Source organism: Mesotoga sp. HF07.pep.5.2.highcov (genome assembly GCF_003666285.1).
Lineage (GTDB): Bacteria > Thermotogota > Thermotogae > Petrotogales > Kosmotogaceae > Mesotoga > Mesotoga prima.
The window spans coordinates 1-7,487 of the sequence record NZ_JFHJ01000070.1 but is presented as its reverse complement, the minus strand read 5'-3'; the positions used below and the strand labels follow the sequence as shown (position 1 = coordinate 7,487).

The window sequence follows — 7,487 nt, the reverse complement described above, 5'->3', positions numbered from 1 at the left end:
ATTCCGACAAAGCTCCTGGTCGGAATCTTGATGCTACTGCTTACGATTTCAACCAAGAACGAAGAACAGATCCTCGCTCTTGAACGAGCAACGGGTTCTCCTCGGTGAACGGAGAACGATTCAACGGTCAACCACTTTCTCTTGTTCTTTCGAACCTCCAACCACGGTTTCTCAAAAGACCTTAGATTCTTCATCTCAAAGAGAGGAAGCGAACTACAGTGTTTTCTGCCTTCAGCGCGCGGTCGAAGTTGCCTGTCAAGATATCATCGACGAATCTATCAATGCAACTGAATAACCGACCTATTATGTGTAGATTGAAACCAAGGCGAGTTTTTTCTACAAAAATGGTCTTTCCAGCGTGAAGTTGTGATAAAATCACGATAGTAGACGGAGTCAAGATTGTACCAGATACCTGTGAACAGGAGGGGTGATTGTTATGTCAAGAACTGTATTGATGCTCGCCGGTGTGGTAGTCCTGGTTATGGCTCTTCTAGCTTCATTCAACGTCGGAGGTATTGTAATACCCGCCTGGTACGTTGTATTGAAATGGATAGGCGGTGCTATTATGGTCCTTGTTGCTTATATGGATAAGGGCAAGAAGGCTAAGTCGGACTCTTAGTATTACAAGGCCCGGAGGATTCTCCGGGCCGTTTATTTGTGATATCTCGTTATGAATCCTTTCGTTTGAAGTTTCACTTTCTTATTTCAAGATCTTTCAGTATCTTTGGCGCTTCATGAAGCTCTGAATTTGGCACATCATAATGGTCGCCACGGCTGTCTTTCTCTTCAACGAAGAACTCCGGCATTACATTGTGCCTGCGAATCAAATTCTATTCTGAGGCTTTGAGGCGCTATGACCGTTCTTTTTCTTTAAGCGGTTTGACTAGTTTTTTGATTTCGGGGGAGTCGACTCCTGACTTTTCGATTGCCAAGAGGATTTCTCCAATAGCGGGATTAGATCTCTGATCGTCACCAAGATTAGGTACTCTGCTCAGTCTGTCTAGTTCTCTTTCGATTGTTTCAACGACTTTCATAAGAACAGATGTGGAGGTTGTTCGAAGAGAGTTAGAGATGATCTTCGCAGTTTCTGCTTTCAGAACGGGATTTATCAGCCACCCATTATCCAGGACGATCCTAACACGGTCATCGTCAGAGCATGAAGGGTCTTCGGATACAGCATAAAGCAGTATACGCCACAGGATAGGGGCCCTGGATCGTCTCCACCATTCGTAATAGAAGTTCCTGTCTTTGTTGTCGGTTTTTATCAAGTGAAGGATCGTATCACGTACGAGATCTATATAGATATGAAGCCATTGCGGGTTCGATTCCGGCTCGCTCTCTTCGATGGTCTTTCTCGCGCTGCAAATGCTGTCGTACTCTCTTACCGAGCCGTTGATTACCGACATGTCTGTGACGGCCTTCATTAGCTGCGAAGTAAGAATCGAAAGGATATCTTCATGTAGTATATCAAGGTTTGGTTCAATGATCTCGGACCAGAATCTCTTCAAGCAATCGGGTTTGACGAGAGGCTCAAGATCGTATTGCCTGTGAAAGAGGGAAAGCTTCGCCGGTTTTCCAGTCTGAGAAAGAGAGAAGAAACTCTGAATGGCCTTCGTGATTATCCATGGGTTTGTGGTGACATCGACCTTCTTCAGGGCTTTCAGCATTGCGAGACATGGAGTTTCTCCTTTGTGCCAGTTGTTGAGGATCAGATTCAACCATTCTGCCTGACAGGTATCTGGAATCTCCAGATCACTGTCTGCCATATGTTCCACGATCGAAGAGACCAGATATGGGTTCAAGGATGATCTTCTGGAGGCCAAGAAAGTCAGGTGTTCCTGGCTGCTGCTTACGAAAGCGGTTTTTACGAACCAGCGGGTTAGAGACTTTTCGATCTCTGTGAGCGACTCTTCCTCTCGGAAGAGATTGTCCAACATCGCTTTCGAATCGAGCCATTCCACCCATGCGAAGTCCTCAGCGAAACGACAAAAGATCACTGTGAGGTCTTCACGGTTGAGGCAGTATGTTAGGTAACTGTCGTCCTTATGATCTATTCCGGGTTTCTTGCCGGCAATGCTTTCAATTCTGTCGATATGGGTTTCAAAATCTGAACTGACCAGGGAAGTCCAGTTTTCAAGTGCCTTCTGGAGTTCGTAATGCACTTTCTTCTTTTCGGGTGTTAGGGGATAAGAGACGGGAATCACGTTGATCTCTTTCCACCTCTCGGCATCGCTCGCGCTGACAAGTGCGTATCTGTTCGATTGTCTTATGTCCAACCCTCTGGCCAGGTAATCTACTATGGTATCTCTATGACTGTACCCTATGAAAAGAATCGTGTAGTCCGATAGGTACAGGTCCCTAAGAAAGTCCCTCGCCCAACCCTCGGTGAGATAAGCTCTTCCGAAGTCCCTGTTCGTAACGACAAGCCACCTTGAATCCTGTTCCACGTTTCCGTGAAGATATACTATTCCCCTGAAGTCATCGCCCCTCGGTAGAGCGGGCGCTCTGAAGATATCGAAGCCGTCGAATCTCTCTCCGTAATTCTTCAAAACGGTTAGAAAGTGCGCGTCGTAATTTGTTGTTACGATTTTGAGGTCCCGGGCGCTCTTGAATAGAAGAGGAATAAGGTTGTGAAGCTGCGATGGTCTAGAGGTTTCTCTACTCATAATCTGTTTTACAATTTCGTGGACGCCCTGTCCGCCATTCTTGGAGTTTAGACTGCCGAGAAAGACGTCCGGAGGTTGGACTCGCTGCTGTTTGACGTAGTATTTTTGGCCGTAGCTTTTCGCAACGGCCTTTGCGAGGTCGACAAAACCGGGTATGTTCGACGGAGAGGCCATTGAAACGCCGGCACCCGCGAAGACTACCAGCCTTTCTTCCTCCTGCGCCCTTATTAGTTCTGTCGGAATATCTACATGGTCTGTTAAGAGCATTATTCCTCCCACCGTTAATCTTTCTAAAATCTTCATTCACAAATTGGGACCCCTGTATAGAGAGCCTCCTTGATGCAATGATACTCCATTGCCGAATACGGTGTCGAGGAAGGTGCTTAATCCAAGAGGCTTTACCTAGAGAGAAAAACCGAATCTGAGGTCTTCCATGCCTGTTTTGAACGGTGGGAAAATGCGTAATTCTCACGCCGTTTTCTTCGTATCCAACTCCGCCCACCTTCACGTAGGGAAATTCCTTTGCGAGCAAATGGGATCTAGATTTGGTTTGCCTGATGACTGTGAGACAAGCTCCAGGCGACATCTTGAACATCATTTATAGATTTACCCAGTGATTTTCAGAGAAAATTATCAAGCGGATATTATTTGAAAGCCTTTCGTCGGTGACTTGTTAAGACGCTCTTTTCAAATGTCTCGCAGGAGTTCTAGAAGCCACTTGTTTCGCATACATGACTTACTTTTGCTTTCCATTAAGTGATTAGGCATCTCGAATATTCAGAATCTACTGTGGAAAAAACTGCACTCTAAGATTCTCTATGGATAGTAAATCGGGTCAAATTCTTTCAGGAGGTAAGTATTATGAAGAAAGCACTTCTAATTTTCTCGCTTGTGGTTCTCTTCGCGTTAACGGCTCTTGCGGGTCCAAAGTATGTTTTCCTGTTTATTGGCGATGGCATGGCTCTTCCACAGATCAACGCAGCACAACTATTTCTAAGTTCATCATTTGAGGATGCGGTAACTCCTAAGCTAAACATGCTTAGGTTTCCAGTCCAGGGCATGACAACAACCTACTCCTCAAACTCCTTCATAACCGACTCAGCCTCGGCTGGTACTGCGATAGCAACAGGAAGGAAGACGAATGATGGCGTTATTAGCATGGATCCAACACTTACAGAATCCTACCAAACGGTTGCAGAAATTGCCAAAAGCAAGGGCCTGAAAGTCGGGATCATTTCAAGCGTCTCCATCGACCATGCCACACCGGCAGTTTTTTACGCTCATGAGAAATCAAGAAACGATTACTACTCGATTGGGCTTCAGGCAGTAACAAGTAATTACGATCTCTTCGGTGGCGGAAGTTTCAAAAATCCTGACAACAAAGGTAAAGACAGAAATCTCTTCGAAATAGCTGTAGAAAATGGATTCACGGTTGTAAGAACTCAGGAAGAGTTCGAATCACTTGAATCAGTTGAAGGAAAAGTAATTATCACAAATGAAGTACTTCCTGGCAGCGGAGCGATGGCTTACGAAATCGATAGAGAGAACGAATTCTCTCTGGCAGATATCACTGCAAAAGCAATACAGCTTCTCTCAAATGACAATGGCTTCTTCATAATGGTCGAGTCAGGCAAGATAGACTGGGCGTGTCACGCAAACGACGCAGCAGCATCAGTTGGAGATACGGTAGCTTTCGATAAGGCAATAGCGGAAGCAATAAAGTTCTACAATGAGCATCCGGAAGATACCCTTATTGTTGTTACCGGTGACCACGAAACGGGTGGACTCACACTTGGTTTCGCTGGAACAAAGTACGTTGCCAACGTTCCAACAATCGGAAATCAGAAGATGTCCTACGAGGCCTTCGATGCTCTCCTCTCTTCTGAAAAGGCTCTGGGCAAACTCAACACGTTCGAAGATCTTCTCGCTCTAGTTGAGGACAACTTTGGTCTTGTAAGCACTGGCAAACCCCAGGGCATCCCTCTGAACGATACAGAGATTGAAAGACTTCGGGAAGCCTTCGGTTACTACGTGAATGGTAGCGTACCAAAGGATAGCAGAACATACATCCTCTACGGTGGCTACAATCCAGTTAGCGTAACACTCACTCATATTCTGAACGAAAAGGCCGGACTCGGTTGGACATCTTACTCGCATACCGGTGTTCCAGTTGCAACATTTGCCATGGGTTTTGGCCAGGAAATGTTCGCAGGTTTCTACGACAATACCGATATCGGCAAGAACCTCTTCAAACTCCTTGATTAATAGTATCGATAAATGTAGTGGCCAGTGCGCAGAAAAACGCACTGGTCTCTTGTTCTGATTGGAGATGAGAAAAGTGAGCATTAGTGGATCCAAAAAACGGTATGAGCTCCTCTTTGTATTGATCCTGGTGGCTGTGAACATTGTGCTCATCATCATACCAAACAGGTATGATAAGAGTTCAAATTACAGCTACACAGTTGGAAAGATTGTTGAAGTAGACAATACCGAACTCAAGCAGTATGGACTGATAAAGCAGGGGAGTCAGTATTTGACCGTTGAGATCAAACGCGGCGAACTGAAAGGGCAGGTTTTTGAAACAGACAACAACCTTATAGGCAAAATGGAACTTGATAAAGTACTCAGTGAAGGCGATACCGTCTATGTCGAATACTCAACCATCGGTGACGGATCAATCTACGTTAAGGTCGTCGATTTCTACCGTCTTGGTACTGAAATGCTTCTTTTCACAGTATTCGGAGTAATGCTTATACTCTTCGCGGGGTTCACCGGACTAAAAACACTACTCTCGTTCACTACCACGCTTCTGGTTCTGTGGAAAGTAATGATTCCGCTCTATCTACAAGGCTTCAATCCTGTATTGATAGCTTTCGCAATTGTTTCAGCACTCACTTTGGCAATCATCTTTCTGGTTGGAGGATTCACCCGTAAGGATTTGTTGCCTTCCTTGGATCGATATCGGGAGTCTTGGTAACACTGATTCTTTCTTTAAGTTTTTCAGACCCATTTTACATAAACGGTTCGGTGATGCCGTTTGCGGAAACACTGCTTTATTCAGGTTTTGCACACCTTGATCTGAACCAGCTCTTTCTGGCCAGCATTTTTATCGGGAGTTCAGGGGCAGTAATGGATATCGGTATGGATCTTTCTGCATCTATGCAAGAAGTGGTATTCAAAAACCCCGACATTACCACAAGAGAACTGATGTTTTCCGGATTTCGTGTAGGTAGGGCGGTGGTAGGCACAATGACGACCACTCTTCTTTTTGCCTACTCAGGTGGCTATCTGACACTACTCATGGCCTTCATGGCGCAGGGTGTGAATACATCAGCGATGCTGAATCTCAACTATTTTTCGTCAGAAGTACTCATAACTGTAATCGGGAGTTTTGGGCTGGTTCTTACCGCGCCTCTCACAGCCATAATCGGAGCCTTCGTATTCACCAGAAAAGGGAGCGAGCTTCTTATCCCAGCGAACCAAGAAGCCGGACAAAGTGTGGACAAGAAGGCTCGAGAACTTGGGCCCGCCATTAACGATTCTGTCGATTGAGGAATGATTGATTTACCTCAGCTAGAGCTTTTTGACATAGTCGTTGGTTCATCATGGAATTTGGCATTTCGACCTAGATTGTGACGTAGATTCTAAGTGTCCTTCTTGAATCAGGCCAGCTGAATTATGTTTGAAGATGGATATCGGAAAAACGGTGTGAAGTAATCAATGCATCGTAATAGAGTTCCCTTTTGTTTTCTCAAATGAAGTACACTGCCCTTGCAGAAATCGAGAGTCAGGTATCTTGGCGGAGGTTAATTTACTTAAACCTCTTGAAAGTAATTTTTTGAGGGCGATGAGAAGTGGAAAAGCACTATTCGATCTCCCGGTTATAGAAGGCTTCTACACTAGTTATTGCATCCAGCCACTTTGAAGTCAAAGAGTAGCTCTCAAGTGGTTGGCTTTATGTAAAAGTAAGTCTTCTCTTCACCTAAGAAATAGCCTGAGGAGAGAATCCTCAGGCTTCTATCTTTTCAACAAAACCGATTCTAAAACCGTCCGGATCTCTGATGACGAATTTAAGGATTCCATAGGGAGTCGTTTCGAGAGGAGTATCGATCTCAACAGTGTCTTTGATTCTATTCCACAGCTCCTCGACACCGGTGATTCGGAAGTTCAAGATGTCTGAATTCCTGTTTCTTTTCAATCCCGGAGTTTCGATTATCCCAAAGCCGGCCGTTCCATCGAGTTTATAGGACTGCCAGTTGGTCTGTTCGTAAAAAATATCCGGTTCGAACCCGAGGATCTCTTCGTAGAAGACTCTTGCTCTCTCAAGAGAGCTAACAGATATAGTAGCAACTTGAATTTCCATTTAAGCCTCCCAATATTAATTTGTTTTAAGAAGAATGAGGCCGGCGATAAAACCTATCAGAGTCCGACCTCAGTCAAACTGAAAGATTCATTTCTACATCACTCTATAGTTCTGATCGATTCGGTTATGCTTAGAGACGTCACCTTTCTCGACGAAGCGAGCGTGGTCAGTATTCCTGCCCCTATCGCGCCGGCAACCGCGAGAACAATTCCGATCCATGGTATCGACCAGTTGAGATGACTCATCTCGGATCTCAAGAGCGAATAGACCGTGTAAGAGAGAATCAGACCTAGAACGACAGACGATACGGCACTTATGAATCCGAAGATCAGGCCTTCGTATATAAGCATAGCTTTGAGTTGTTTTCCGGTCATGCCCACCGCTCTAAGTATTCCAAACTCTCTGCGACGCAGGATAATAGTAGTGTTTATGGTGTTTGTTATACCGCAGATGCCTAT

General features: G+C 45.1%; 5 protein-coding genes and 1 pseudogene. 3 read left to right on the top strand and 3 right to left on the bottom strand.

Annotated features, from left to right (window positions below; genetic code table 11):
- Positions 1–436: 436 nt before the first annotated feature.
- Positions 437–619 carry a hypothetical protein gene (locus BG32_RS01290; RefSeq protein ID WP_121526284.1) on the top strand — a complete coding sequence of 61 codons (183 nt, stop codon included), beginning with the start codon at positions 437–439 and terminating at the stop codon, positions 617–619.
- A 232-nt stretch (positions 620–851) separates the two neighbouring features.
- On the opposite strand, the gene BG32_RS01285 is transcribed toward BG32_RS01290, so the two are convergent.
- On the bottom strand, positions 852–2,969 hold the full coding sequence (locus BG32_RS01285; RefSeq protein ID WP_259459423.1) for an SIR2 family protein: 2,118 nt from the start codon (positions 2,967–2,969) through the stop codon (positions 852–854).
- Between the two features lie 558 nt (positions 2,970–3,527).
- Between BG32_RS01285 and BG32_RS01280 the strand changes: the two genes are divergently transcribed.
- Positions 3,528–4,931 carry an alkaline phosphatase gene (locus tag BG32_RS01280; protein ID WP_121526282.1) on the top strand — a complete coding sequence of 468 codons (1,404 nt, stop codon included), beginning with the start codon at positions 3,528–3,530 and terminating at the stop codon, positions 4,929–4,931.
- A gap of 64 nt (positions 4,932–4,995) precedes the next feature.
- Positions 4,996–6,218 (top strand): annotated as a pseudogene (locus BG32_RS17010) (YibE/F family protein).
- Between the two features lie 457 nt (positions 6,219–6,675).
- Here BG32_RS17010 and BG32_RS01265 read toward each other — a convergent pair.
- Both BG32_RS01265 and BG32_RS01260 read right to left on the bottom strand, forming a co-directional pair.
- The gene (locus BG32_RS01265) at positions 6,676–7,029 is read right to left on the bottom strand and encodes a VOC family protein (RefSeq protein ID WP_014731236.1); all 354 of its coding nucleotides are present in this window, start codon (positions 7,027–7,029) and stop codon (positions 6,676–6,678) included.
- Between the two features lie 98 nt (positions 7,030–7,127).
- Positions 7,128–7,487: ABC transporter permease (locus BG32_RS01260; protein ID WP_121526279.1), on the bottom strand; the 360-nt coding region annotated here is incomplete at its 5' end.

What these genes read in the sequence shown, in the direction of transcription:
- BG32_RS01290 (WP_121526284.1), top strand. Translation starts at nt 437, where the DNA reads ATGTCAAGAACTGTATTGATGCTCGCCGGTGTGGTAGTCCTGGTTATG.
- BG32_RS01285 (WP_259459423.1), bottom strand. Translation starts at nt 2,969, where the DNA reads ATGAAGATTTTAGAAAGATTAACGGTGGGAGGAATAATGCTCTTAACA.
- BG32_RS01280 (WP_121526282.1), top strand. Translation starts at nt 3,528, where the DNA reads ATGAAGAAAGCACTTCTAATTTTCTCGCTTGTGGTTCTCTTCGCGTTA.
- BG32_RS01265 (WP_014731236.1), bottom strand. Translation starts at nt 7,029, where the DNA reads ATGGAAATTCAAGTTGCTACTATATCTGTTAGCTCTCTTGAGAGAGCA.